This is a genomic window from Nonomuraea sp. 10N515B (assembly GCF_052245915.1).
Lineage (GTDB): Bacteria > Actinomycetota > Actinomycetes > Streptosporangiales > Streptosporangiaceae > Nonomuraea.
In genome coordinates, this window is the sequence record NZ_JBQQBQ010000194.1 from 1 (window position 1) to 1,412 (window position 1,412).

The 1,412-nt window shown below is 70.1% G+C and carries 1 protein-coding gene; it reads right to left on the reverse strand.

Annotated features, from left to right (window positions below; all coding sequences use genetic code 11):
* Positions 1 to 1,412: arabinosylfuranosidase ArfA (gene arfA, locus ACTWQA_RS58965; RefSeq protein WP_443167493.1), on the reverse strand; the 1,412-nt coding region annotated here is incomplete at both ends.

The window sequence follows — 1,412 nt, forward strand, 5'->3', positions numbered from 1 at the left end:
AGCCTGATCACGTTCCAGGAGACCGGGGGCAGCAGGACGCGCATCGGGTCGTGCTCGACGTCCGCGTTCGGCTTCGGTGTGACGCGGTCCGGGTCGTCGGCCGTGTTGCGGGCGTAGACGTCGGCGTCCGTCAGCGTGGTGGCCTCGATGATCCGTTTGCCGCCGAGGGCTCGCGCGTCGATCTCCAGGGACAGCGGCCCGTCGGTGGAGCGGTTGACCGCGAACACCGTCGTGCCCTCGGCGGTGTGTGTGGCCACGGCGTGCAGCAGCGGCACCTCGCCGAACTCGGCCGTCTCGTACGTCGGCGACACCGGCTCGATCCGCAGCACGTCGCCCGCCGCGAGCCTGGACGCCTGTGCGAACGGGTGGAACGTGGTCTGCTTCCACGCCCGCCCGCCGGGCTCGGTCATGATCGGTGCGATCACGTTCACCAGTTGCGCCAGCGAGGCGGCGGTCACCCGGTCGCTGTTGCGCAGCAGCGTGATGAGCAGGCCGCCGAACGCGACCGCGTCGGCCAGGTGGTAGTGGTCCTCCAGCAGCGGCGGCGCGACCGGCCAGTCGGCGGGGGGCTCGGCGTTCTGGAAGCGCGACAGGTACCAGACGTTCCATTCGTCGAAGGAGAGGTCGATGCGCTTGCGCGACTTGAGCCTGGCGCCGACGTGGTCGGCGGTGGCCACGACCGAGCGGATGAAGTACTCCATATTGGTCGAGCAGGCCAGGAAGCTGCCGAGGTCGCCGTCCTTCTCCTCGTAGTAGGCGTGGCAGGAGATGTAGTCCACCAGGTCGTAGGTCTCCTCCAGCACCTCGGCCTCCCAGGCGCCGAAGGTCGGCATGGAGGAGCTGGAGCTGCCGCAGGCCACCAGCTCCAGATCCCGCTCCACCATGCGCATGGCGCGGGCGGTCTCGGCGGCGAGCCTGCCGTACTCGCGGGCCGTCTTGTGCCCGGTCTGCCAGGGGCCGTCCATCTCGTTGCCCAGGCACCACATCCTGATCCCGTGCGGCTCCTTGGCGCCGTTGGCGGCACGCAGGTCCGACAGCGCGGTGCCGGACGGGTGGTTGCAGTATTCCAGCAGGTCGAGCGCCGCCTCGATGCCGCGGGTGCCGAGGTTGATCGCCATCATCGGCTCGACGCTGGCCTTGCGGCACCAGCGCGCGAACTCATCGACGCCGACCTCGTTCGTCTCGGTGCTGTGCCAGGCCAGGTCGAGCCGGCGCGGACGCTGCTCCTTGAGCCCGATGCCGTCCTCCCACCGGTAGCCGGAGACGAAGTTGCCGCCCGGGTAGCGGACCGTGGAGACGCCCAGCTCCCTGGTCAGGTCCAGCACGTCGCGGCGGAAGCCGTCCTCGTCGGCCGTCGGGTGCCCCGGCTCGTAGATGCCGGTGTAGACGCAGCGCCCGAGGTGCTCGACGAA